24 protein-coding genes are annotated in these 22018 nt (G+C 67.3%); 13 read left to right on the forward strand and 11 right to left on the reverse strand.

The window, feature by feature from the left end; translation table 11 throughout:
- Positions 1–57: 57 nt before the first annotated feature.
- The 3 genes from ACTJKJ_RS09755 to ACTJKJ_RS09765 all read right to left on the reverse strand — a co-directional run bounded on the left by ACTJKJ_RS09755 (position 58) and on the right by ACTJKJ_RS09765 (position 2164).
- A complete protein-coding gene (locus ACTJKJ_RS09755) occupies positions 58–1182 on the reverse strand; it encodes an L-dopachrome tautomerase-related protein (protein WP_440820300.1) in 1125 nt (374 codons plus the stop codon).
- 117 nt (positions 1183–1299) lie between these two features.
- Positions 1300–1920: an RBBP9/YdeN family alpha/beta hydrolase gene (locus ACTJKJ_RS09760; protein ID WP_091729704.1), complete on the reverse strand. Its 621-nt coding sequence runs from the start codon at positions 1918–1920 to the stop codon at positions 1300–1302.
- Between the two features lie 25 nt (positions 1921–1945).
- Positions 1946–2164 carry a TOBE domain-containing protein gene (locus tag ACTJKJ_RS09765; RefSeq protein ID WP_091729700.1) on the reverse strand — a complete coding sequence of 73 codons (219 nt, stop codon included), beginning with the start codon at positions 2162–2164 and terminating at the stop codon, positions 1946–1948.
- Positions 2165–2366: 202 nt separating this feature from the next.
- Here ACTJKJ_RS09765 and ACTJKJ_RS09770 point away from each other — a divergent pair, with 202 nt between their 5' ends.
- The 9 genes from ACTJKJ_RS09770 to ACTJKJ_RS09810 all read left to right on the forward strand — a co-directional run bounded on the left by ACTJKJ_RS09770 (position 2367) and on the right by ACTJKJ_RS09810 (position 8589).
- Entirely contained in the window at positions 2367–3407 is a 1041-nt protein-coding gene (locus ACTJKJ_RS09770) for a S1/P1 nuclease (RefSeq protein WP_440820301.1), read from the forward strand.
- Between the two features lie 338 nt (positions 3408–3745).
- On the forward strand, positions 3746–4858 hold the full coding sequence (locus tag ACTJKJ_RS09775) for a 6-carboxytetrahydropterin synthase (RefSeq protein WP_440820302.1): 1113 nt from the start codon (positions 3746–3748) through the stop codon (positions 4856–4858).
- Complete coding sequence (gene queE / locus ACTJKJ_RS09780) at positions 4855–5502, forward strand: 7-carboxy-7-deazaguanine synthase (RefSeq protein ID WP_440820303.1); 648 nt, start codon at positions 4855–4857, stop codon at positions 5500–5502. The genes ACTJKJ_RS09775 and queE overlap by 4 nt, the downstream gene beginning before the upstream one ends.
- 394 nt (positions 5503–5896) lie before the next feature.
- Positions 5897–6211: a nucleotide pyrophosphohydrolase gene (locus tag ACTJKJ_RS09785; RefSeq protein WP_440820304.1), complete on the forward strand. Its 315-nt coding sequence runs from the start codon at positions 5897–5899 to the stop codon at positions 6209–6211.
- Positions 6208–6870 (forward strand): 3'-5' exonuclease, encoded by a 663-nt coding sequence (locus ACTJKJ_RS09790; protein WP_091729682.1) that lies wholly within the window; start codon positions 6208–6210, stop codon positions 6868–6870. Before ACTJKJ_RS09785 ends, ACTJKJ_RS09790 begins: the two co-directional genes overlap by 4 nt.
- Before the next feature lie 151 nt (positions 6871–7021).
- Complete coding sequence (locus tag ACTJKJ_RS09795) at positions 7022–7540, forward strand: GNAT family N-acetyltransferase (RefSeq protein ID WP_147239891.1); 519 nt, start codon at positions 7022–7024, stop codon at positions 7538–7540.
- Between the two features lie 3 nt (positions 7541–7543).
- Complete coding sequence (locus ACTJKJ_RS09800; RefSeq protein ID WP_440820305.1) at positions 7544–7876, forward strand: AbrB/MazE/SpoVT family DNA-binding domain-containing protein; 333 nt, start codon at positions 7544–7546, stop codon at positions 7874–7876.
- A complete protein-coding gene (locus ACTJKJ_RS09805) occupies positions 7873–8355 on the forward strand; it encodes a PIN domain-containing protein (RefSeq protein ID WP_440820306.1) in 483 nt (160 codons plus the stop codon). The genes ACTJKJ_RS09800 and ACTJKJ_RS09805 overlap by 4 nt, the downstream gene beginning before the upstream one ends.
- Before the next feature lie 15 nt (positions 8356–8370).
- Positions 8371–8589 carry a hypothetical protein gene (locus ACTJKJ_RS09810; RefSeq protein ID WP_091729668.1) on the forward strand — a complete coding sequence of 73 codons (219 nt, stop codon included), beginning with the start codon at positions 8371–8373 and terminating at the stop codon, positions 8587–8589.
- A 24-nt stretch (positions 8590–8613) separates the two neighbouring features.
- Here the strand turns inward: ACTJKJ_RS09810 and ACTJKJ_RS09815 are convergent, their stop codons facing one another.
- Positions 8614–9702, reverse strand: a complete 1089-nt coding sequence (locus tag ACTJKJ_RS09815) for a hypothetical protein (protein ID WP_440820307.1) — start codon at positions 9700–9702, stop codon at positions 8614–8616.
- A gap of 159 nt (positions 9703–9861) precedes the next feature.
- Between ACTJKJ_RS09815 and ACTJKJ_RS09820 the strand changes: the two genes are divergently transcribed.
- The gene (locus tag ACTJKJ_RS09820; protein ID WP_440820308.1) at positions 9862–10842 is read left to right on the forward strand and encodes a helix-turn-helix transcriptional regulator; all 981 of its coding nucleotides are present in this window, start codon (positions 9862–9864) and stop codon (positions 10840–10842) included.
- Between the two features lie 172 nt (positions 10843–11014).
- Here ACTJKJ_RS09820 and ACTJKJ_RS09825 read toward each other — a convergent pair whose 3' ends face one another.
- Both ACTJKJ_RS09825 and ACTJKJ_RS09830 read right to left on the reverse strand, forming a co-directional pair.
- Positions 11015–11629: a cob(I)yrinic acid a,c-diamide adenosyltransferase gene (locus ACTJKJ_RS09825; protein WP_440820309.1), complete on the reverse strand. Its 615-nt coding sequence runs from the start codon at positions 11627–11629 to the stop codon at positions 11015–11017.
- A gap of 67 nt (positions 11630–11696) precedes the next feature.
- Positions 11697–12008: a hypothetical protein gene (locus ACTJKJ_RS09830; RefSeq protein WP_091729652.1), complete on the reverse strand. Its 312-nt coding sequence runs from the start codon at positions 12006–12008 to the stop codon at positions 11697–11699.
- Positions 12009–12279: 271 nt separating this feature from the next.
- Here ACTJKJ_RS09830 and ACTJKJ_RS09835 point away from each other — a divergent pair, with 271 nt between their 5' ends.
- Positions 12280–13647, forward strand: coding sequence for an FAD-binding oxidoreductase (locus ACTJKJ_RS09835; RefSeq protein WP_440820345.1), 1368 nt, complete (start codon positions 12280–12282; stop codon positions 13645–13647).
- Here ACTJKJ_RS09835 and ACTJKJ_RS09840 read toward each other — a convergent pair whose 3' ends face one another.
- The 5 genes from ACTJKJ_RS09840 to ACTJKJ_RS09860 all read right to left on the reverse strand — a co-directional run bounded on the left by ACTJKJ_RS09840 (position 13648) and on the right by ACTJKJ_RS09860 (position 20524).
- Complete coding sequence (locus tag ACTJKJ_RS09840; RefSeq protein ID WP_254783525.1) at positions 13648–15156, reverse strand: SpoVR family protein; 1509 nt, start codon at positions 15154–15156, stop codon at positions 13648–13650. It lies immediately after the preceding gene.
- A gap of 113 nt (positions 15157–15269) precedes the next feature.
- Positions 15270–16559 (reverse strand): YeaH/YhbH family protein, encoded by a 1290-nt coding sequence (locus ACTJKJ_RS09845; protein WP_091729645.1) that lies wholly within the window; start codon positions 16557–16559, stop codon positions 15270–15272.
- A gap of 31 nt (positions 16560–16590) precedes the next feature.
- Positions 16591–18513 (reverse strand): PrkA family serine protein kinase, encoded by a 1923-nt coding sequence (locus ACTJKJ_RS09850; protein ID WP_091729643.1) that lies wholly within the window; start codon positions 18511–18513, stop codon positions 16591–16593.
- A 425-nt stretch (positions 18514–18938) separates the two neighbouring features.
- The gene (locus tag ACTJKJ_RS09855; RefSeq protein ID WP_091729640.1) at positions 18939–19847 is read right to left on the reverse strand and encodes a ParB/RepB/Spo0J family partition protein; all 909 of its coding nucleotides are present in this window, start codon (positions 19845–19847) and stop codon (positions 18939–18941) included.
- Between the two features lie 86 nt (positions 19848–19933).
- Complete coding sequence (locus ACTJKJ_RS09860; RefSeq protein ID WP_440820310.1) at positions 19934–20524, reverse strand: RBBP9/YdeN family alpha/beta hydrolase; 591 nt, start codon at positions 20522–20524, stop codon at positions 19934–19936.
- 79 nt (positions 20525–20603) lie between these two features.
- Here ACTJKJ_RS09860 and argC point away from each other — a divergent pair, with 79 nt between their 5' ends.
- Entirely contained in the window at positions 20604–21569 is a 966-nt protein-coding gene (gene argC / locus ACTJKJ_RS09865; protein ID WP_440820311.1) for an N-acetyl-gamma-glutamyl-phosphate reductase, read from the forward strand.
- Positions 21569–22018 carry a GNAT family N-acetyltransferase gene (locus ACTJKJ_RS09870; RefSeq protein ID WP_440820312.1) on the forward strand — a complete coding sequence of 150 codons (450 nt, stop codon included), beginning with the start codon at positions 21569–21571 and terminating at the stop codon, positions 22016–22018. The genes argC and ACTJKJ_RS09870 overlap by 1 nt, the downstream gene beginning before the upstream one ends.

Below are 22018 nucleotides of genomic sequence, written 5' to 3' on the forward strand. Positions count from 1 at the left end.
ACAGGGATTCCTCGGGACCTCAGCGCGGGGTGTCGGTGCGGGGTCTTGGCGCGCGGATCAGCGCGTCGCGTCGCCCGACCACACCCGCATGATCCGGTAGGGCGGCTTGCCTTCGTCCCGCCCGCCGGTGAAGGCCGGCGTCTTGTACAGCTGGTTCACCGAGATGTAGAGCCAGGACGAGTCGCCCACATGGACGCTGTCGGGCCAGTCCAGCCGTGCGTCGCGCACCAGCGGGACGAGCTTGCCGTCGGTACCGAGGCGGTCGATGCCGCCCTCGTTGACGTTGGTGAAGAAGTGGCGTCCGCTCGCGTCGGTCGCGGCACCGTCGGAGACCGGTTTCGGGCCGACGCGGCGGATCGCGGCGGCGGTCTCGGCGTCCGGGACGCCGGTGCGCAGCAGCCGCGCCGGCACCGAGTACCAGCTGCGACCGTTCATCGCGCCGAAGAACAGCGTCTCGCGATCGGCCGAGAGCGTGATCGGATTGACCGCGACATTCGCCGGCTTGCCCTGGAACTGAATCGGCCGTCCGCCGATGATCATCCGCGCCTGCGGCTCGGCCTGCAGCGCGGCGTGACCGCCGAAACGACGGGCTCGACCGGTCGTGATCTCGACGGCGATCAGGCCCGGGTTGGCGATGTCGGCCAGATAGACCCAGCCCGCGCGGTCGTCGACGACCAGGTCCTGCACGAAGCTGCCTTTGGGCGCGATCTCCGGCGGCAGCTCGATGCGCTGGACCTGTCGGCCCGATTCGGCCTCGAAGGCCCAGAGCCGGGTCTTTCCGAGGTTCAGGCCCATGTCGACGATCCAGATGCGGCCGAGGCCGTCGCCGATGATGCCCAGCGGCGTGTCGATGCGATCGTCGCTGGCGGTCGACGTGCCACGCTGGAGCTCGGTGGACGGCCAGGGCTTGAAGCTGTCCCGGCCGGTGATCTCGATCAACTGCGCCGCGGCGGGCGCGCCCAGCGGATGCACGGTGGCGAACAGCCGGCCGGCGGGCCCGGGCGCCACGTTGCCGGGACGGATCGGGAGTTCGGCGACGACTTCGAGCTCGCCGGGGGTCGCCGCGTGGGCAGACAGGGCGGGGACGGCAGCGAGCGCAAAAGTCAGCGCGCCGGCCAGCGCGAGCGCGGCGCGATGGATCGAATGGGAGCGGGCGGATGGCTTCGAAGGATGGCGGTTCATGGAGTCCTCGTTCAGACGATCGGTGGAGACGGGACGCAGTGTTCCGCCGGGCCGACTTTCAATGAACGGGTCAACCGTTGAACCTATTTCAAGCCTCGTTTGAAGCTGGCCTCCCGATCAGACCGAGAACGACCACTCCAGGATGCTGGCCCGCGCCGGTCGGCGCTCGCGTGCGGCGCGGGCCCGGGCGGCCTCGACCCAGCGCTTGGCCAGCGGGAAGGGGCCGAAGCCCGATTCGCTGTTGATGTGGCCCACCAGACCGATGTTGCTGTAGCTGCTGCCCCAGCGCGTCGCCCAGCGCAGCGCGCTGGAAGCGCTCATCCAGGGGTCGTTCTGGCTCGCGATCAGCGCCGTCGGCCGGCCCAGCCGCTGGTGCGGCAGGCTCTCCGCCAGGCCGAACTTGTCGGGCTCGGCGGGGGCGACCAGCAGCGCCTCGCGCACCGGCGAATCGGGATGGCGCTGCAGGTGATGCGCCAGCGCCAGGCAGCCGAAGCTGTGCGCCACGGCGATCCATTCGCCGGGGCCGGCGCTGTCGATCCGCGCGTGGATGCGGTCCGACCAGCGCTCCAGGTCGGGCTGGCTGAAGTCCCGCTGCCGCACCCGGTGGGCATCGCGGTACTGCTGCTCGAGCCAGCTCTGCCAGTGCGCCGGCCCGCTGTCGTGCAGGCCGGGGATGATCAGCAGCCGCGGCTCGGCGCTGCCGTTGTGCTGCGCGGAGCGGTGAGGGTAGAGCGCCATGGCGGTCTCCTGCGGGGTCGGCGCGTCAGAGGGTCGCGATCGACACCTCGGTGGACTTCACCAGCGCGACGACTTCCTTGCCGACCGTCAGCTGGAGTTCCTTGACCGAGCGCGTCGTGATCACCGAGGTGACGATCAGTCCACCGGCGGTCTGCACGTCGACCTCGGACACGACCGGTCCTTCGACGATCTCCTTGATGGTGCCGCGGAACTGGTTGCGGACATTGATGGCGGTGATGGTCATGCGAGGGGCTCCTGAGAAGGTGACGATCAGCTTAGGCAGCGCCCTTCATTTGCCGAACGAAGCGCTTTGCCCATGGACATGCGGCCGGCGCATAAGCCGGCCCCCCGGGGATCCCCGCCGCTGCCTGTCACGAGGCGCCATGCACAATCCGCGATCCCTTGCCGGCGCACCGCCGGCGCATCGTCCGACACGGGTTCCTGTCATGACCACTTCCTTCGCACGCGGCATCGCCGCGCTGTCGCTGCTCGCCGCCTGCTGCGGCCCCGCCTTCGGCTTCGGCGCCGTCGGTCACAACGCGGTCGGCGACATCGCCGCCCAGCTGATCAAGGGCCATCGCGCCGAAGCCGAGGTCCAGCGCATCCTCGGACCGGTCTCGCTGCGCGACATCGCCGTCTGGGACGACTGCGTGAAGGGCATCGACACGGGCAACGACTTCAAGTACGCCGTGACCGGCCGCTTTCCCGAGTGCGCGGTCTTCGAGAACAACGCCGAGGAAGAGGCCCGGATGCGTGACTACGTGAAGCGCAATTTCGAACAATGCGGACCCAAGCCGGGCGAGGAGTCCTGCAACAAGCAGTACCACTACGCCAACGTCGCGATCCAGCGAGGCCGTTATGTGCCGGGCGCGATCGGGACCAGCTACCACGACATCGTGCCGGCGCTGAAGGCCGCGATCCTCGTGCTCAGGACCGGCCGGCAGACGCCGCCGATGGACTTCAACGAGCGCGAGGCGCTGGCGCTGGTGGTTCACGCGCTGGGCGACATGCATCAGCCGCTGCACATGGGCTCGCTCTACCTGGACGCCGACGGCAAGCCCTATGACCCGGACCGGCAGGGCGCGGATGCGCTGACGCACACGGTCGGCGGCAATGCGATCACGATGCCGCGTCCGGACGGCACGCCGGGCGGCAACCTGCACAGCTACTGGGACGGCCTGCCGGGGCGCCTGAGCGCCGAGCAACTGGCCGCGATGCCGGCGCTCGCCAAGGCCGTGCCGCCGACCACCGGGAATCCGGACGACTGGCCGGTGCTGTGGGCGAGTGAATCGCTGCTCGGCGCGAGGGAGGCTTTCGAGGGCATGAGTTTCGGCGCCCGTCAGCAGAGCTTGCGCGGCCCCCGCTGGATGGGCACACCGCCGGCCGGTTATGAAGCCCGCAGCCTGGAACAGACCCGAGAGAACGTCATCAAGGGCGGCGCGCGCCTGGCGCAGCTGCTGCGGTCGATCTGGCCGGACAAGCCTTGAGCCGTTGAACCCGGCATCGTCGCCAGCGCCCCGCTGTCGCGGGGCTTTTTTTCGTCCTGACGGACGATCCGGTCTTGAGGACGGGCCTGTGCACAAGCCTGGGGATGGCGCTTGAACAACTCGGCGCTTGTCCACAGCGGCGTAGCCGCTCCGGAAGTTGTTGTCTCGCCATCCCGCCGTTGCCCCGGGTCCGGCCCACACCGTTGCGCTGGTCGCAAGTCCTTGTCGGACCAGGAGAAACGGTGGTTGTCCACAGAAACCCGCCAACACCTACCAATACGACCAAAGAGATATTCAACACAAGAAGATAAGAAAACCGGGCGTGTCACACTGTCGGGATGTCTGCTTTTCCTGCTTCCCTTTTCACCGCTTCGGCCGGCTTCGAGTCCGCCTGCCAGATCGACGCGCTGCCCCCCGGCCACCGCTCGCGCGGCCTGCACGGCCACAGCTACCTGGCCACCATCCGCGCCGAGCTTCCCGCCGGCTGGGCCCCGTTTCCCGGCGCCGAAGTCAGCGCACTGCGCGACTGCCTCGAACGCTGCATCGCCCCGCTGGACCATGGGCTGCTGAACACGCACATCCCGCAGCCGACCGACGAGAACATCGCCCGCTGGATCCGCCAGCGCCTCGAATCCGAATTCCAGGTCCCCGGCATCACCCAAGTCGGCATCCAGAGCACCTCGAACTCGGGCGTGGACCTCGACGCCAACGGCCATGCCCATGTCTGGCGCCGCTATCGCTTCCAGGCCGCCCACCAACTGCCCAATGTCCCGATTGGCCACAAGTGCGGCCGCATGCATGGTCATGGCTTCGAGCTGATCCTGCACGCCAACCAGGACCTCGGCGAGCGCGACCTGAGCATCGACTACGACCACCTCGACGAGCTCTGGGCGCCGTTCCATGCGCAGCTGAACTACCGGTGCCTCAACGAGATCGAGGGCCTGTCCAACCCGACCAGCGAGCTGATCTCGTCCTGGCTCTGGGCGCGGCTCAAGCCGCAGTTGCCGGAACTGAGCTGGGTGACGGTGTACGAGACCGGCTCCAGCGGCGCCAACTTCGACGGCGAGCGCTACCGGATCTGGAAGGAATTCACCCTCGACAGCGCGGTGCAGCTCAACCGGGCGCCGGCGGACCATCCGCTGGCCGGCATCCACGGCCACACCTTCACGCTGCGACTGCACCTGAGCGCCGCGCTGGACCAGGTCTTCGGCTGGGCGATGGACTTCAGCGACGTGAAGCTGCTGTTCGATCCCATCTTCAAGGCCATGGACCACCATCCGCTGCATGAGCTGGCCGGATTGCCAGACGCCGATACCGCCAGCCTGGCCGCGTGGGTGCTGCGCCAGGCCAAGGCCCAGTTGCCGCCGCTGGAGCGCGTCGACCTCTACGAGACCCGCGGCAGCGGCGTCATCGTCAGCCACGGTCCGTTCGAGGAGCTGATCCCGGTATGACCTACGCCGTCAAGGAAATGTTCTACACGCTGCAAGGCGAGGGCGCCCAGGCCGGCCGCGCGGCCGTGTTCTGCCGCTTCGCCGGCTGCAACCTGTGGTCCGGCCGCGAGCAGGACCGGGAGAAAGCCGTCTGCAGCTTCTGCGACACCGACTTCGTCGGCACCGATGGGCAGGGTGGCGGGAAGTTCGCTTCCGCCGATGCGCTCGCGGAGGCGATCGACGCCCAGTGGCCCAAGGACGCCGACGGTCGCAAGACCGGCACGCCTTACGTCGTCTGCACCGGCGGCGAACCGCTGCTGCAGCTCGACGCGCCGCTCATCACCGCGCTGAAGGCCTTCGGATTCGAAATCGCCGTCGAGACCAACGGCACCCAGCCCGCGCCCGAGGGACTGGACTGGATCTGCGTCAGTCCCAAAGCGGACGCCGACCTCGTGCTGACCCGGGGCAACGAGCTGAAGCTGGTTTATCCACAGCCTCTGGCCTTGCCCGAGCGCTTCGCCGACCTGGACTTCGACCACTTCTTCCTGCAGCCGATGGACTCGATCCTGCAGAAGCAGAACACCCGCGACGCCGTCGCGTATTGCATGGCGCATCCGCAGTGGAAGCTGTCGATCCAGATGCACAAGGTGGTCGGGATCGATTGACGCGATGCCAGGAACGGGCGGCAGTTGTCCCCAGTTCGGCGCTCGCTAGCGCATCCGGGAGCGGGCTGTAAAGCCAACAATGCTGTGGAAAACTTTCTGGCAACCGGGGGCTTCTCCACAGCCGGAGGGGGTCCGCCCGGTCTTGTTGTTGGTTCATGCAACGCCAAACCGGCCCTCCACGCACAGGGTTTGGATGCAGACAAGTCGTTGGTTCAAAAGAGAAATCTCGACTTGTCCACAGAAATTCCGGCCCTCTACTAAGACGACCAGAGAGATATATAAAACCTTGATGTTGAAAAGAGAGGCAGGAAATTTCGTCCCGGCGTTGCTGTGGGGCGCTTCCTGCGCACAGGCCGCTTGAGCGGGCGACGCCGGACTTGCACACTGCCGACCCATGGACATTGCCGACCTGCAACGACGGCTGCGCGAATTCGCCGCGGCCCGCGACTGGGACCCCTACCTCACGCCGAAGAACCTGGCCATGGCGCTGGTGGTGGAGTCGGCTGAGCTCGTCGAGATCTTCCAGTGGAAGACGGCCGAGGAATCGCAGCAGCTGTCGCCCGACGAGCATCGCCACCTCGGCGAGGAAGTGGCCGATGTGCTGATGTACCTGCTGCAGATCGCGGACCGCGCCGGCATCGACGTGCAGGCGGCGGTCGACCGCAAGATCGCGATGAACGCGAAGAAGTACCCCGCACCGACCGCATGAAACGCACGATCGCCGTCATCGACTTCGAGACCACCGGCCATTCGCCGCAGGGTGGGGGACGCGCCACCGAGATCGGCGTGGTGCTGCTGCGCGACGGCGAGATCGTCGGCCAGTACCAGAGCCTGATGAACACCGGCGCCTGGATCCCGCCGATGATCGAGCGCCTCACCGGCATCAGCAACGAGATGCTCGAGGATGCCCCTGACGCGGCCCGCGTCATGCGCGAAGTCGCCGAGTTCACCGCCGGTTGTGGCTTCGTCGCGCACAACGCGGGTTTCGATCGCGGCTTCTGGCTGCACGAACTGGACCGCGCGGAAGCCGCGCCCCGCATCGCGCCGGAATTCGCGTGTACCGTGAAGCTGGCTCGGCGGCTTTATCCGGAGTCGCCGAACTGCAAGCTCGGCACGCTGGCCAAATTCCACAGCTTGCCCGATAACGGCCGCGCGCACCGCGCGCTCGCCGATGCGATGACCACCGCCCAGCTGGTGCAGCGCATGCAGCGCGACATCGGCACCGAACTTGCCGAGTTCCTCGGCGAGTTGTCCGTCGAGCACGAACTGCTGCTGCGCTTGCAGGCGGTCGCGCGGCCGCAATGGCACAAGGCGGCCACCGGTTTCGCGCGCGATTTCCGTCGGCATCTGCAGGCGTCGCTGGTCTGAAGTTCGGATGTGGTGACGTTCGGGCGCGTCCTCCTGGCGATGCCGTGTGCGGCGATCAAAGGTCAGCAAAACATTTGCTGTCAAGGTGCCCGTTTCGCCGCATTGGCTGGGACAATCCCGCCCTTTCCTGAATTGCGTTTGTTCTCAAGGTATGTCGAGTATTCAGATTCGCCCGGCCACGCTGCGTGATGCCAAGGCCATCGCCCAGATCCAGGTGAGTTCCGCTCAGGACGCGTACAAGGCGTTCTGGCCCGACACCGCCCTCAACGGGTTGTCCGTCGCCCAGCGCCAGGCCTACTGGCGCGAGGCCATCAACATGTGCGAGCCGCAGGTGCTGGTCGCGCACCTGGACAACGAGGTCATGGGCTTCGTCGGCTTCGACCGTTCGCGCGACAAGGGCACGCCGTCGACGACGGGCGAGATCTGGGCCATGTACGCGGCGCCGTCCCACTGGGACAAGGGCGTCGGCCAGGCGCTGGTCGAGGCGGCGCAGGAAGGTCTCCAGGAAGAGGGCTGCACCCGCGTCACGCTCTGGACCTACAAGAACAACGAGCGCGCGATGCGCTTCTTCGAGATCGCCGGCTTCCGCGCCGAGTCGGACAGCGTCAAGGCGGTGGACGTCGAGGGCAAGCCGCTGGAACAGCTGCGCCTGCAGCGCTCGCTGGTCTGAGCCGTGCTGGCGAAGCTGACGTCCAAGAACCAGCTCACCCTGCCGAAAAGCGTCACCGAGAAGCTCGGTCCGGTGCAGTACTTCGAGGTCCAGCTGCAGGCCGGCCAGGTGCTGTTGACGCCGGTGCGCATCCAGCGCGGCGATGCGGTGCGGGCCAAGCTGGCGGAACTCGAGCTCGGTGACGAGGTGGTCGCTCAGGCGATCGCCTTCGCGACCAAGGCCGCCAGGCCCGCTGCGAAAGCGGCGGCAAAAGTGGCGACGAAAAAGCCGGCGAGAACTGCGAAGTCCCCGGCCGCGAAACAGGCCGCTGGCAAGAAGACCCGCAAGTCCGCATGAGCCGTCGATCGAAGCCGGCGGCGCCGGTGCTCGTCGTCATCGATCCCGCCCTGATCCTGCACGCCTTGCTGAGGTCCGGCGGCGAATCGCTGGGTCTGCGTCGCGCCTGGCAGCAGGGCGTGCTGCGCCCGCTGGTCAGTCCCGGGCTCGCATCGACACTGATGCGCGCGCTGGCCTATCCCAAGCTGCGCCTGTCCGCGGCGCAGCAGCAGGAACTGCTGGCCGATTTCCTGCCGTATGCGCAGGTCGTGAAGCCGCAGCGGCAAGCGCGTCTGGCTGGTATGCCGGAGGACGCCCAGGCCCTCGTCGAACTGGCGCTGCAAGGCGAAGCGTCACTGCTGCTCAGCGACGATGCGGTGCTCGCGGAATGGTCTGCGAACAGTCGAAGCCAGGCCGCGCGGCAACTCTGCACGGTCCAGCCGATGTCCGCATGGTTCCAGGTGTTGCCCCCCTCCCAACGCGACCGGCTGCTTTGCTAGATTCCGCGGTCGCATATGGCCAGCTTCCAAGACCGCATCCCTGCCAACATGTGGCGCGTGGTGTTCTATGAACGCCGCGGCAATCGCGTCCACCTCGACCGCACCGGCCCCTGGCTGCCGGAAAAGACCCTCGCCCGCAACTGGGCCCACTGGTTCATCGAGCGCGGTTATCACGTCGCGCTGCAGGACCAGAACGGCGGCCTGGAGAAGCTGCACGTCGGACTGCCCGGCTGAGGCCCGCCGCCCTCGGGCCGCCTCTCACGCCGCCGCGCGGAATCCCTGACGCTCGAGCGCCCAGCCGTCGGTCGGCGCGGCGTGGCTCTGCACGCGAATGTTGCTCAGCTGCTTCTTCGCGGCACGCTGCACCAGTTGTTCGGCTTGCTCAGGGGTCAGTTGTTGCGCGAAGTGCGTCCAGCGCTTCTGCAGCAGCGGATCGCGCCACGCGTCTTCCAGGGCCCAGCGGATCTCCATCGGATCGGTGAGCGACTGGCAGCGCAGCACGCGCGGCACCAGCGCCAGCACGAACTTCGAGAAATCCGCGCGCTGCTGCGTGGCCATCAGCGCCTCCAGGCGCGTCAGCCTCTGGCTCCAGCCGGGCGTCGCCAATTGGCGCGTCACCAGCGCTTGCAGCGCCTGGACGGGGTTGAAGAGGCGCAGCCGATTCGGCGGCAGCACCAGCATCGGCAGTTGCGCGGCCAGCTCGTGCGCCATTGGCGTGACGAAGCTCGCGAGGATCGCCATCCGTTCCCAGGCCTCGGCGTTCAGGCCGCCGGCCATCGTCATCGGGCCTTGGCGCAGGCTCTGGCCCATGGCCCAGCATTGCTGCCAGCCGCGGTCCAGTTTCGCGACGTTGGCGGCGTGGCTCATCAGCGCCAGGTTGCCAGCCGCATAACCGGCGTCGTCACGGACCCGGTCGATCGAGCGGCGCTGCGGGTGATCCGCTTCGTCGCTGAAGGGCAGGCGGCTGACCGGGCAGTGGCTGGTGTCCAGCTGCTGCAGGTAGTTGGGTGTGACCAGCAGGGTTTCGAAGCTGCGGCCGCGCTGCCAGGCATGCAGGCGCAGCGACAGCCACAGCTGCGTGTGCCGATGAGACTTCAGCGTGCGGGCGCCGAAGGTCGAGCGTCCCAGTTGCCATCCCTGCTGCAGCGGCGACTGGCGGAACAGCTGCTCGACCGGTGGCGTCAAGCCGTGATGGGCATAGTCCCAGCCCAGTTCGAAGCCGACGCGCTCATGGCTCGACGCGCCGGCTTCGTCCTTCCGGTCCTCCAGCGTGTCGGCGGCCGTCATCGGCAGGGCCAGTTGCTGGATGGTGATGTCGTCGGCATTGCGGTGGATCGTGGCGACCATGGGCTGCTCCTTGAAGACTGGGATACCGGGTGGCCTGCGGCTACTGCTTCAGGCTTGGGATCCAGTATTCAAGTTGGGTAGCTCATAGAATGAGCCACCAAGAAATCGGTCAGCAGAAAGTCGTGGCTGACCCACCTAAATCTGTCAGGAGGCCACCGCATGGATCGCACCGAGCGCTTCTACAAGATCGAGATGCTGATCCGCAGCCGCGGCTGCGTGAGCTTCGCGGAGATGCGCGAGCTGCTGGAGGTCTCGCCGGCGACGCTCAAGCGCGACTTGCAGTACCTGCGCGAGCGGATGGACGCGCCGATCGAATACGACGCCACGGAGAACGGCTATCGCTTCGGGCAGCAATGGCGGGGTCAGCGGCATGAACTGCCGGGCGTCTGGTTCAGCGAGAAGGAGCTGCACGCGCTGCTCACCATGCATCAGATGATGGCCGGCCTCGACGAGAACGGCCTGCTGAGCCGGCACCTGCAGCCGATGCTGGACAAGCTCACCGGCATGCTGGGTGGCGATGCCGCCGAGGCGCAGGAAATGACGCGGCGGATCAAGCTGATCTCGACGGCGCGGCGCCGGGTGCCGTCGGAGCATTTCGAGACCGTGGGCAGCGCGGTCGTGAAGCGCCAGCGGCTGCGGATGCGTTATCGCAAGCGGGGAGCGGGGGGCGGCTCGGTCAGCGAGCGCGTGGTGTCACCGCAGCGCCTGGTGCATTACCGCAATACCTGGTACCTGGACGCGTGGTGCCACGCCAGCGATGGGCTGAGACGGTTCGCGCTCGACGCGATGGAGGATGCGGAAGTCCTCGAAGGGCAGGCCGCGCGCAGCCTGCCGTTGAAAGAGCTCGAAGGGGAACTGGACCAGGGCTACGGGATCTTCGCGGGTGGCGATCCGCAATGGGCGACGGTGGTGTTCAGCGCGCAGATCGCCGCGTGGGTGTCGAGCGAGGAATGGCATCCGTCCCAGCGCAGCGAATGGTTGTCCGATGGACGCTGGCAGTTGGAACTGCCCTTCGTGGACGCGACGGAACTGCTGATGGACCTGCTGCGCCATGCCGGCCAGGTCGAGGTGCTGGCCCCGCCCTCGTTGCGCGAGGCCTACGCGAAGCGCCTCACCGCCGCTGCGGCTGCCCTTGCCTGAGCCCTTGCCCTCACCCCTCCCTCTCCCGCAAGCGGGAGAGGGTGCAAGAGGGTGCAAGAGGGTGCAAGAGGGTGCATGAGGGTGCATGAGGGTGCATGAGGGTGCAAGAAGCGCCGTCGGTATTACTCCCTCTCCCGCTTGCGGGAGAGGGCGGGGGTGAGGGCCAGCAGCCTCACCCCTGTCCGCGGTCTTCCTGCGCCTCTTGAGCCTCCTGCGCCTCATAGCGCGCCAGCCGCTCGCTCTTCCAATAGACGTCATCGCCTCCCTTGCCATCGAGGTTGGCGCGATTGAGAACGCGCGCCAGCACGAACAGCAGATCCGACAACCGGTTCAGGTAGTGCCGCGGCGTGGCGTTGACGGCCTCGTTCGCGGCCAGCGTGACCACCGCCCGTTCGGCGCGGCGGGCGATGGTGCGGCAGACATGCGCGATCGCGGCGCTGCGCGTGCCAGCCGGCAGGATGAATTCCGCCAGGCGGGGCAGGGCGGCGTTGTGGTCGGCCAGCGCCTGGTCGAGGTGGAGCACCGCCGCTTCCTTGAGCAGGCTGTAGCCCGGCATGCAGAGCTCGCCGCCGAGGTTGAACAGCTCATGCTGGATGGTGACCAGCAGTTCGCGCACATCGTCGGGCAGCGGCTCGGCCAGCAGCACGCCGATCTGGGAATTCAGTTCGTCCACATCGCCCATCGCCTGGATGCGCAGGTGGTCCTTGGGGACGCGGGTGCCGTCGCCGAGGCCGGTGGTGCCGTCGTCGCCGGTGCGGGTCGCGATCTGGGAAAGTCGATTGGCCATGGCGGATGCCGCGCGGGCTGCGGAAGTGCAAACCCGGCATCTTGCCGCAACTCGACCGGCAAGGCGGTCAGTTGCGGCTGCCGCTGCGATGGAAGACGGGGCGATGGTGCGACATGGCGGCGGCATGGCCATGCACGTCGTGCACGGTGTGTCTCGGGATGCCGACCGGCCGAGGCACATGCGGTGCCGGCTGACGGCCGCCGGGTTCGAGGTGGCCGCGGGCGGGCTGTCCGGGATCGATGTCCTCGTCGGCAGCGTCGCCGGGCAGGTGGCGCAGCTGATCCATCCACCAGACCCTCAGCCAATCCATGCGCAGGGTGGCCAGCACCACCAGCGCCAGCAGCAGGGCCCAGATCGTCCATAACCACAGGTGGGACATGGCGGACTCCTCATGGCGCGCGACCAGGCGCGCGATCCGTTCATGCTGTCACTGTGCGGGTCGCGGCGCAAGCGGGACGATGCAAGTGAATGCAGCGACGCGTCTTCCTAGAATCCATCGCATCGACGAGCGATGACCCGCCGGCCGATCGGTGCTGCCGATCCGGGAACGGCGGCACCAGGAGACCACGATGAACGCGCCTCGAGAACTCGGTGACGACGGCCAGGGAGACCCCGGCGCGCCGCACCAGCCGGTCTACGCCCCGCGCGCGATGCCGGCGGCGATGCTGGAGGCGCTGAAGGCGCGCTTCGGCGACCGCTGCAGCACCGCGATGGCCCTGCGCGAACAGCATGGTCGCGACGAATCGCCTTTCGACGTGCCGCCGCCGGAGGCGGTCGTCTTCGCCGAAAGCAACGACGAGGTCGCCGCGGTGCTGGCCCTGGCCAACGCGCATCGCGTGCCGGTGATCCCCTACGGCGCCGGAACCTCGCTCGAAGGCCACCTCCTGGCGGTGCAGGGCGGCGTGAGCTTGGACCTGTCGCGGATGAAGCGCATCCTCAGCGTCAACGCCGAGGACCTGACGGTGACCGTGCAGGCCGGCGTCACGCGCAATCAGCTCAATGCCGAGATCCGGCACCAGGGGTTGTTCTTCCCGATCGACCCCGGCGCGGATGCATCGATCGGCGGCATGTCGGCCACGCGGGCCAGCGGCACGAATGCAGTGCGCTACGGCACGATGAAGGAGAACGTGCTCGGGCTGACGGTCGCGACGCCGGACGGGCGACTGATCCGCACCGGCTCCCGCGCGCGCAAGAGCAGCGCCGGTTACGACCTCACGCGCCTGTACGTCGGCAGCGAGGGCACGCTGGGCGCGATCTGCGAGATCACGCTGCGGCTGTACCCGCTGCCGGAGGCGGTGTCGGCGGCGGTCTGCTCGTTCGAGTCGATCGATGCCGCGGTCCGGACCACGATCGCGGTCATCCAGATGGGCGTACCGATCGCGCGTTGCGAGCTGCTTGATGCTCATGCGGTGCGGGCGGTCAACCGCCATGACAAGCTCACGCTGCGCGAGGCGCCGATGCTGCTGATGGAGTTCCACGGCTCCGACGCTGGCGTGGCGGAGCAGGCGGCCACTGTGCAGGAGATCGCCGCCGAGCACGGCGGCACCGGCTTCGAGTGGGCGACCACGCCGGAGGAGCGCACGCGCTTGTGGACGGCCCGGCATCACGCCTACCTGTCCGCGCTGCAGATGAAACCCGGCTGCCGCGCGGTGACGACCGACACCTGCGTGCCGATCTCGCGCCTGGCGGAGTCGATCAATGCGTCGGTGGAGGAAGTCGAAGCGAGCGGGCTGCCCTACTTCATCGTCGGCCACGTCGGCGACGGCAATTTCCATATGGGCTACCTGATCGATCCCGCCATTCCGGCCGAACGCGCAAGCGCCGAGGCGCTGAGCGCGCGGATGGTGGCGCGCGCGATCGCGCTCGAAGGCACCTGCACCGGCGAGCACGGCATCGGCCTGCACAAGCAGGGCTTCCTGCTCCAGGAGGCCGGGGAGGGCGCGGTCGATCAGATGCGAGCGCTCAAGCGGGCGCTCGATCCGAACGACATCATGAATCCGGGGAAGGTCTTCGCTTGATCAATGCTGCGGTGCCGGCACGCTCCAGCGGCGCGTGACATCGCCGCGTGCGTTGACGCTCTCCAGGTGGACGCCGAAGCCCCACAGGCGCGCCACATGCTTGAGCACCTCCTGGGCGTCGTCGTGCAGCGGGCGGTCCAGGTGCTGCTGATGGCGCAGGGTCAATGAGCGGTCGCCTCTGAGGTTCACGTTCCAGACCTGGATGTTGGGCTCCCGCGTGGACAGGTCGTATTGCCGGGACAGGGTCTGGCGCACGTGCTGGTAACCCTGCTCGTCGTGGATCGCGGAGATCTCGTACTCCGCCTGGTGCTCGTCGTCCAGGATCGAGAACAACCGGAAGTCGCGCATCATCTTCGGGCTCAGGTACTGCGCGATGAAGCTCTCGTCCTTGAAGTTGCGCATCGCGTGATCCAGCGTCGGCAGCCAGTCGCTGCCGGCGATCGCCGGAAACCACTCGCGGTCTTCATCGGTGGGGTGCTCGCAGATGCGCTTGATGTCGGTGTACATCGCGAAGCCCAGCGCATACGGATTGAGCTGCGCCATCGGCGGCTGGGCCACCACGTTGGTGTGGGACTTGAGCCACTCGATCATCATCCCGTCCGACAGATAACCGTCGTCGTACATCGTGTTCAGCAGCTTGTGATGCCAGAAGGTGGCCCAGCCCTCGTTCATCACCTGCGTCTGTCGCTGCGGGTAGAAGTACTGCGCGATCTTGCGGACGATGCGGACGATCTCCCGCTGCCAGGGCTCCAGCAGCGGCGCATTCTTCTCGATGAAGTACAGCAGGTTCTCCTGCGGCTCGTCGGGGAAGCGCCGCTTCTCTTCCGCCTTGGCCTCGTCCTCGGGCCGGCGCGGCAGGGTGCGCCACATGTCGTTGACCTGCTGCTGGGCATAGGACTCGCGGTCCTTGCGCATCGCCTGCTCCTGCGCCAGCGACAGCTTGGCCGGGCGGCGGTAGCGGTCCACGCCGTGGTTCATCAGCGCATGGCAGGAATCCAGCGTCGACTCCACCGCATCGAGCCCGTGGCGTTGCTCGCAGTCGGCGACATAGTTCTTCGCGTAGACCAGGTAGTCGATGATCGACGACGCATCGGTCCACATCCGGAACAGGTAGTTGTTCTTGAAGAAGCTGTTGTGGCCGTAGCAGGCATGCGCGATCACGAGCGCCTGCATCGCCATCGTGTTCTCCTCCATCAGGTAGGCGATGCACGGGTCGGAGTTGATGACGATCTCGTAGGCCAGGCCCATCTGGCCGCGCTTGTAGTGGCGCTCGGTCGAGATGAACTCCTTGCCGTAGCTCCAGTGCCGGTAGTTCACCGGCATGCCGACCGACGCGTAGGCGTCCATCATCTGCTCGGCGGTGATGACCTCCAGCTGGTTCGGGTAGGTGTCCAGGCCGTAGCGCTCCGCGGTCTGGCGGATCACCTCGTGGTACTGCTCGATTAGGTCGAAGGTCCAGTCGCTGGGCGACTCGAGCGGCCGGTCGGGCCGCTTCTCCAGGGGCCGCATCTTCGTCAGCGGCGCGCGCACGCGGCGGCCGCCGTATTCGTTGGCGCCCACGCCCACGCCCACTTGGCGACGGTTCTCGAGACTGCTCATGGTGCTGTCCTCCGGCGCCGCGCTCACGCGGCTGCCCCTTCCTTCTTGAACAGGTCGCGGAAGACCGGGTAGATCTGCGCGACCTCGACCGCCTTGCGCATCGCGAAGTGAGGCACGTCCTCCTCGAGCTTCGCGTACTCCTCCCACAGGTTCTGCTCGGCTTCCGCCACCTGCACGTAGGCGTAGTAGCGGCAAAGCGGCAGGATCTTGTCGGCCAGCAGTTCGCGGCAGCGGCCGCTGTCGTGATGCCAGTTGTCGCCGTCGCTGGCCTGCGCGCCGTAGATGTTCCAGTCGCCGGAGGGGTATCGCGCCCGGATGATCTCTTCCATCAGGACCAGCGCCGAGGACACCACCGTGCCGCCCGTCTCCGTGGCGTGGAAGAAGTTCTGCTCGTCGACTTCCTGCGCCTGCGTGTGGTGGCGGATGAAGACGACCTCGATCTTCTCGTAATGCCGCGTCAGGAACAGGTAGAGCAGGATGAAGAAGCGCTTGGCCAGGTCCTTACGGCTCTCGTCCATCGAGCCCGACACGTCCATCAGGCAGAACATCACCGCGCGCGTGGTCGGCTGCGGCACCTTGATGCGGTTGCGGAAGCGCAGGTCGATCGGATCCAGGAAGGGGATGTTGGACAGGCGCTGGCGCAGCAGCACGATGCGGGCCTCGGTCTCCGCGATCAGCGCCTGGACCTCGGGCTTGCGCGCGTCCTCTTCCTGGGTGAGCGTCTGCAGCCGGGCTTCGAGCTCATGCAGCTCGCGCCGCTTCTCCATGCCCAGCGCGATGCGGCGCCCCAGCGCCCCGCGCATCGAGCGCACCACATGCAGGTTGGTCGGCGTGCCGTCGGTGACGTAGCCGGCACGCACGGTCTTGTACTCGGGCGTCTCGGCGAGCGTGGTGCGCGCCAGGTTGGGCAGCGCCAGGTCCTCGAAGAAGACCTGCATGAACTCTTCCTTGCTGAGGTGGAAGACGAAGTCGTCCTCGCCCTCGCCGGAGTCGCTCGCCTGCGACCCGCCGCCACCGCCCTGGCCGCCCTGCGGCTTGCCGATGCGGTCGCCCTTGATGTGCTCGGTGTTGCCGGGCCGCACCACCTCGCGGATGCCGCCCTCGCCGTGGCTGAAGACCGGCTCGCTCAGGTCGCGCTTGGGGATGTGCACGTCCTCGCCGCGCTCCATGTCCCGGATGCCGCGCTTGTCGACCGCCCGCCGCACCGCCTCGCGGATCTGGTCCTTGTAGCGGCGCAGGAAGCGCTCCCGATTCCCGATCGACTTGTTCTTGCCCGACAGCCGCCGATCGATGATCTGTTGAAGGCCTGTCATGTAGGGACCTTTCCGGTGGCGTCCGTTCGGCTCAGCTCGACTTCCGCACGCGCAGGTACCACTCGCACAGCAGCCGGACCTGCTTGGGCGTGTAGCCCTTGTCGACCATGCGCTGCACGAAGTTCTCATGCTTCTTGGCCTCGTCCGCGCTGGCCTTGGCATTGAAGCTGATCACCGGCAGCAGCTCTTCGGTGTTGGAGAACATCTTCTTCTCGATCACCGTGCGCAGCTTCTCGTAGCTGGTCCACGTCGGGTTCTTGCCGGCGTTGTTGGCCCGGGCCCGCAGCACGAAGTTCACGATCTCGTTGCGGAAGTCCTTGGGATTGCTGATGCCCGCGGGCTTCTCGATCTTCTCGAGTTCCGCGTTCAGCGCGGAGCGGTCGAACACCTCGCCGGTGTCGGTGTCGCGGTACTCCTGGTCCTGGATCCAGTAGTCGGCGTAGGTGACGTAGCGGTCGAAGATGTTCTGGCCGTACTCGCTGTAGCTCTCGAGGTAGGCGGTCTGGATCTCCTTGCCGATGAACTCGGCATACCTCGGCGCAAGCACCTCCTTGATGAAGCCGACGAATTTCTGTTCGGCTTCCTGAGGGAACTGCTCGCGCTCGATCTGCTGCTCCAGCACGTACATCAGGTGGACCGGATTGGCCGCCACCTCGGTCGAGTCGAAGTTGAAGACCTTCGACAGGATCTTGTACGCGAAGCGCGTGGAGATGCCGGCCATGCCTTCGTCGACGCCGGCGTAGTCGCGGTACTCCTGGATGGACTTGGCCTTGGGGTCGGTGTCCTTCAGGTTCTCGCCGTCATAGATCTGCATCTTGCTGAAGGCGCTGGAGTTCTCCGGATCCTTCAGCCGCGTGAGCACCGCGAACTGCGCCATCATCTTCAGCGTGCCGGGGGCGCACTTGGCCTCGGCCAGCGAGGAGTTGCGGATCAGCTTCTCGTAGATCTTCACTTCCTCGCTGACGCGCAGGCAGTAGGGCACCTTGACGATGTAGATGCGGTCGAGGAAGGCCTCGTTGTTCTTGTTGTTGCGGAAGCTCTTCCATTCGCTCTCGTTGCTGTGGGCGAGCACGATGCCGTCGAAGGGAATGGCGCCGAAGCCCTCGGTGCCCTTGAAGTTGCCTTCCTGGGTCGCCGTCAGCAGCGGGTGCAGCACCTTGATCGGCGCCTTGAACATCTCGACGAACTCCAGCAGCCCCTGGTTGGCCAGGCACAGGCCGCCGGAATAGCTGTAGGCATCGGGGTCGTCCTGCGCGTAGGTCTCGAGCTTGCGGATGTCGACCTTGCCGACCAGCGAGCTGATGTCCTGGTTGTTCTCGTCACCGGGCTCGGTCTTGGCCACGCCGACCTGCTTGAGCACGCTGGGCAGCCGCTTGATGACCTTGAACTTGCGGATGTCGCCGCCGTATTCGTCCAGGCGCTTGACCGCCCAGGGGCTCAGGATGCGATTGAGGTAGCGACGCGGGATGCCGTATTCGCGCTCGAGCAGCGGGCCGTCCTCGACCGGGTCGAACAGCCCGAGCGGGCTTTCGTTCACCGGGCTGTCCTTCAGCGCGTAGAAGGGCACGTGCTCCATGAGCTGCTTCAGGCGCTCGGCGATCGAGCTCTTGCCACCGCCCACCGGGCCGAGCAGATACAGGATCTGCTTCTTTTCCTCCAGCCCCTGCGCGGCATGGCGGAAGTAGCTGACGACCTGCTCGATCGCGTCCTCCATGCCGAAGAACTCGGCGAAGGCGGGATAGATCTTGATGACCTTGTTCTGGAAGATGCGGGACAGCCGCGGGTCGTTGCGCGTGTCCAGCATCTGGGGCTCGCCGATCGCCTTGAGCATGCGCTCGGCCGCGGTGGCGTAGGCAAGGGGGTTGCGCTTGCACTCGTCCAGGTACTCCTCCAGCGTGAGTTCCTCGACCTTGCTGCGTTCATAACGAGCCGCGAAATGGCTGATCACATCCATGCTGACCTCCGGAGTAGTTCGTAGGGAGGCGACGCGCGTCCAGGTGTGACCACGGACCTCGCATCGTCCAGGAAGTTCTGGCGACGTCCATGACTCAAGGCGTCATCAGAGCTTTCCGAGCTCAGCAAGCATTCAGCAAACGGCCAGCCCATGCTGGCCCAAAGTCCTTCGCCCTGTCGCGGATCGCGATCGACAACCTCAAGGGCGGCGCGGCTTTGGAGGCCATGCTACGCCCATCGAGAGCGATGCGCGATAGCAAGACGTGACCCCGTTGTACTCCCTCGTGCAACGTCTGTGAAGCACTGCCGTTGACGGCCCCCCGTGTGTGGGGCACCTGTGGGAAGTACGAAGAAGACAGCACGCATCCCGCGTGCCATCCTCATGGATTAGTCGGCGGGCCGGCGCGCAGCGCGGCCCGTCCGCGCTCACTCCTCCGCGCCTGGCGGACGCAGCTTTTGCAGCAAGCCGTTCAATTCGTCGAGCGAGCCGAAGCTGATCGCCACCTCGCCCTGTTCGCCGCGTTTGGTCTTCTTGCGGACGCGGATCTCGACCTGCGCCGTCAGCAGGTCCGACAGCTCTTCCTCGAGCCGCAGCACGTCGCGGCTCTTGTCCGACTTCACGCGCAGCAACGGAGCCTGGCGGCCCGCGCCCTGCTGGCGCTGGACCAGCTTCTCGGCCTCGCGCACGCTGAGCTTCTTGGCGGCGATCTCGGTCGCGCTGGTGATCTGGTGGGCCCCGTCGAGCGCCAGCAGCGCGCGGGCATGGCCCATGTCGATGTCGCCGGCCATCAGCATGTTCTGGACCGGCTCGGCCAGGTTGAGCAGGCGCAGCAGGTTGGACGCCGCGCTGCGCGAGCGGCCCACCGCCTGCGCGGCCTGGTCATGGGTCAGGCCGAACTCGTCGACCAGCCGCTTCAGGCCCTGCGCCTCTTCCAGCGCGTTGAGGTCCTCGCGCTGGATGTTCTCGATCAGCGCCATCGCTGCGGCGGCCTCGTCCGGCACCGGCTTGACCAGCACCGGCACCTCGGCCAGCCCGGCCAGCCTGGCGGCGCGGAAGCGCCGTTCGCCAGCGATGATCTCGTAGCGGACCGCGCCCTGGGGCGCGATCGGGCGCACCAGGATCGGTTGCATGATCCCTTGCGCCTTGATGCTCTCGGCCAGCTCGTACAGCGAGCCCTCGTCCATGCGCGTGCGCGGCTGGTACTTGCCGGCCTGCATCTGCGCCAGCGGCAGCACGCCGGGTTCGCCTTCGCGCACCGCCGGTGCGTCGCTCACTTTGGGGCCCAGCAGGGCCTCCAGACCCATGCCCAGGCCCTTGGGTTTCTTTGTCGCCATGGGGCGCGATTCTCCGTGATTCCTTCGCTCTTCCGACGGCCCCCGCCGACCGCCTTGCGGGGGAGACTCGCGGCCGACCGGGTGCTTCAGCGGGCGAGGCGCTGCAGCATCGCCCGCCCTTCGGGCCAGGCGCCGAGTCCGGACGCCGCGTTCACGTGGCCGAGCGGGCCGGCCAGGACGAATTCGGCACCCCAGTCCGCGGCCATGCCGGCGGCGCGCTCGGGGCGGCAGAAGGGGTCGTCGGTGGAGGCGACCACGATCGCCGGGAACGGCAGGCGAGGGCGGCGGATGGGTCGCCAGTTGTGCAACTGGGGCGGGGTGTCCTCGCGCTCGGTGTCGGGCGGCGCGACCAGCAGCGCGCCGGCCACCAGGTGCGTGTGGCTGGAGTGGTCGGCCCAGGCCGCCACCAGCTGGCAGCCCAGGCTGTGGGCGACCAGCAGCGCGGGCCGTTCGACCAGGCGCGCATCCTGCTGGAGCACCTCGTCCAGGCGCGCCATCCAGTCGCCGCGGCGAGGCCATTCCCAGTCGTCCTGTTCGACACGCGTGTCGCCATGGCGGCGTTGCCACTCGCTCTGCCAATGATCGGGATCGGAATTCAACCAACCCGGAAGCAGGTAGACCGGACCCGCCAAAAGGGGATCGTCGAGGTCATTCGAGGGAATGGCGTGCTGTGACATCTGTTGGCCTTATGCTTCGCGCTTTCTTTGGCGCCATCGGGGAAGGGCCCCGGCGGCAGCGGATTTTGCAGGAGCGGCGATGAAGTACGCGGTGTATGTCGACGGGCAGGAAGGCACGACCGGCCTGCGCATCAATGAATATCTGGCGCAGCGCGCCGACATCGAGGTGCTTCGCATCGACGCCGACAAGCGCAAGGATCCCGCCGAGCGCGCCCGGCTGCTGAACGCCGCCGACGTCGCCTTCCTTTGCCTGCCGGACGCGGCCTCGCGCGAGGCGGCGGCGATGGTGACCAATCCCAAGACCTGCCTGATCGACGCCAGCACCGCGCACCGCACCGCGCCGGGCTGGGCCTTTGGCCTGCCGGAACTGGCCAAGGGCCAGCGCGCCGCGATCCGCGAATCCAAGCGCATCGCCAACCCCGGCTGCCACGCGAGCGCCTTCATCCTGGCGGTGCGCCCGCTGGTCGATGCCGGCCTGCTGTCGCCCGACGCGCTGGTGACCGCGACCTCCATCACCGGTTACTCCGGCGGCGGCAAGTCGATGATCGCGGAGTACGAGGCCGGCGGTCAGCCGAAGCTGACGGCGCCGCGTCCTTACGCGCTGGGCCTGGCCCACAAGCACCTGCCGGAGATGATGGCCCACACCGGCCTGAAGCAGGCGCCGGTGTTCATGCCGATCGTCTCCAACTTCTACAAGGGCCTGGCCGTCACCGTGCCGCTGCACCTGAGCCAGCTGCGCGCCGGTGCGACGCCGCAGCAGGTCCGCGACGCGCTGGCTGCGCATTACGAGGGCGAACGCTTCGTCCACGTGAAACCGTTGCGCGACCCGGACACGCTGGCGGGTGGCTTCTTCGACGTGCAGGCCTGCAACGACACCAACAACGTCGACCTTTTCGTCTTCGGTAGCGAGCAGCAGATCCTCGTCATGGCGCGCCTGGACAACCTGGGCAAGGGCGCCAGCGGCGCCGCGGTGCAGAGCATGAACGTGCACCTGGGCGTCGACGAATCGCTGGGCCTGACCGGTCCGGATCTCAACAGCATCTGATGGCGGATCCGACGCGGATCGCCAGCCGCGAATGGCGCCGGGATGGCGCCGTTCCGCAGGCTGACCTGGACGCCATCCGCGACGGCGTCATCACCCACGGACGCCAGCAGACCCAGGGCAGCGACGCCCGCGACATCGCGGTGGCGCTCTACGACGGCGACGTGCTGATCGCCGGCGGCTTCGGCCGCACGGAGTTCCAGCGGCTCTACATCAGCTACCTGTGGGTCGAGGCCGATCACCGCGGCCAAGGCTTGGGCGGCGACTGCCTGCGCCAGCTCGAGGCGCTGGGCCTGCAGCGCGGCTGCGTCGATGCGCTGATCGAAACCTTGCTGGACGAGGTCGCCGAGCTCTACGAGCACCTCGGCTACGCCTGCATTAGCCACGTCCACGACTTCGTGCCGGGCTTCACCCGGCACACCTTGCTGAAGGTCTGGCAAGCGCGCGACTGA

The organism is Roseateles sp. 22389 (assembly GCF_052044995.1).
Classification (GTDB): Bacteria; Pseudomonadota; Gammaproteobacteria; order Burkholderiales; family Burkholderiaceae_C; genus Roseateles.

Bases quoted from the DNA above. Each gene is read 5' to 3' on its own strand.
- queE (WP_440820303.1), top strand. From the start codon at position 4,855: ATGACCTACGCCGTCAAGGAAATGTTCTACACGCTGCAAGGCGAGGGC.
- ACTJKJ_RS09770 (WP_440820301.1), top strand. From the start codon at position 2,367: ATGACCACTTCCTTCGCACGCGGCATCGCCGCGCTGTCGCTGCTCGCC.
- ACTJKJ_RS09860 (WP_440820310.1), bottom strand. From the start codon at position 20,524: ATGTCACAGCACGCCATTCCCTCGAATGACCTCGACGATCCCCTTTTG.
- ACTJKJ_RS09870 (WP_440820312.1), top strand. From the start codon at position 21,569: ATGGCGGATCCGACGCGGATCGCCAGCCGCGAATGGCGCCGGGATGGC.
- argC (WP_440820311.1), top strand. From the start codon at position 20,604: ATGAAGTACGCGGTGTATGTCGACGGGCAGGAAGGCACGACCGGCCTG.
- ACTJKJ_RS09755 (WP_440820300.1), bottom strand. From the start codon at position 1,182: ATGAACCGCCATCCTTCGAAGCCATCCGCCCGCTCCCATTCGATCCAT.
- ACTJKJ_RS09825 (WP_440820309.1), bottom strand. From the start codon at position 11,629: ATGGCCAATCGACTTTCCCAGATCGCGACCCGCACCGGCGACGACGGC.
- ACTJKJ_RS09760 (WP_091729704.1), bottom strand. From the start codon at position 1,920: ATGGCGCTCTACCCTCACCGCTCCGCGCAGCACAACGGCAGCGCCGAG.
- ACTJKJ_RS09810 (WP_091729668.1), top strand. From the start codon at position 8,371: ATGGCCAGCTTCCAAGACCGCATCCCTGCCAACATGTGGCGCGTGGTG.
- ACTJKJ_RS09785 (WP_440820304.1), top strand. From the start codon at position 5,897: ATGGACATTGCCGACCTGCAACGACGGCTGCGCGAATTCGCCGCGGCC.
- ACTJKJ_RS09795 (WP_147239891.1), top strand. From the start codon at position 7,022: ATGTCGAGTATTCAGATTCGCCCGGCCACGCTGCGTGATGCCAAGGCC.
- ACTJKJ_RS09840 (WP_254783525.1), bottom strand. From the start codon at position 15,156: ATGCGGCCCCTGGAGAAGCGGCCCGACCGGCCGCTCGAGTCGCCCAGC.
- ACTJKJ_RS09855 (WP_091729640.1), bottom strand. From the start codon at position 19,847: ATGGCGACAAAGAAACCCAAGGGCCTGGGCATGGGTCTGGAGGCCCTG.
- ACTJKJ_RS09765 (WP_091729700.1), bottom strand. From the start codon at position 2,164: ATGACCATCACCGCCATCAATGTCCGCAACCAGTTCCGCGGCACCATC.
- ACTJKJ_RS09835 (WP_440820345.1), top strand. From the start codon at position 12,280: ATGCCGGCGGCGATGCTGGAGGCGCTGAAGGCGCGCTTCGGCGACCGC.
- ACTJKJ_RS09805 (WP_440820306.1), top strand. From the start codon at position 7,873: ATGAGCCGTCGATCGAAGCCGGCGGCGCCGGTGCTCGTCGTCATCGAT.
- ACTJKJ_RS09830 (WP_091729652.1), bottom strand. From the start codon at position 12,008: ATGTCCCACCTGTGGTTATGGACGATCTGGGCCCTGCTGCTGGCGCTG.
- ACTJKJ_RS09775 (WP_440820302.1), top strand. From the start codon at position 3,746: ATGTCTGCTTTTCCTGCTTCCCTTTTCACCGCTTCGGCCGGCTTCGAG.
- ACTJKJ_RS09850 (WP_091729643.1), bottom strand. From the start codon at position 18,513: ATGGATGTGATCAGCCATTTCGCGGCTCGTTATGAACGCAGCAAGGTC.
- ACTJKJ_RS09820 (WP_440820308.1), top strand. From the start codon at position 9,862: ATGGATCGCACCGAGCGCTTCTACAAGATCGAGATGCTGATCCGCAGC.
- ACTJKJ_RS09845 (WP_091729645.1), bottom strand. From the start codon at position 16,559: ATGACAGGCCTTCAACAGATCATCGATCGGCGGCTGTCGGGCAAGAAC.
- ACTJKJ_RS09790 (WP_091729682.1), top strand. From the start codon at position 6,208: ATGAAACGCACGATCGCCGTCATCGACTTCGAGACCACCGGCCATTCG.
- ACTJKJ_RS09815 (WP_440820307.1), bottom strand. From the start codon at position 9,702: ATGGTCGCCACGATCCACCGCAATGCCGACGACATCACCATCCAGCAA.